The sequence below is a fragment of the Methylobacterium sp. Leaf102 genome (assembly GCF_001422425.1).
Classification (GTDB): domain Bacteria; phylum Pseudomonadota; class Alphaproteobacteria; order Rhizobiales; family Beijerinckiaceae; genus Methylobacterium.
The window spans coordinates 1-231 of record NZ_LMMX01000007.1 but is presented as its reverse complement, the minus strand read 5'-3'; the positions used below and the strand labels follow the sequence as shown (position 1 = coordinate 231).

The window sequence follows — 231 nt, the reverse complement described above, 5'->3', positions numbered from 1 at the left end:
CTCGCCACGCCAGCCGTTGACCTGCGCCCAGCCGGTGATCCCCGGCTTGACCTTGTGGCGGGCGAAATAACCGTCCACCACCTGATCGTAGAGCGTGTTGGCGGCCTTGGCCTGAAGGGCATGGGGCCGTGGTCCGACGAGGGACAACTCGCCCTTGATCACGTTGAACAGCTGCGGCAACTCGTCCAGGGACGTCCGGCGGATGAAGCGGCCCACCGGCGTCACCCGCGG

1 protein-coding gene is annotated in these 231 nt (G+C 67.5%); it reads right to left on the bottom strand.

Annotated elements, in window-relative coordinates:
* The coding region (locus ASF27_RS21465; RefSeq protein WP_200918698.1) for a sugar transferase at nt 1-231 on the bottom strand (231 nt) is incomplete at both ends.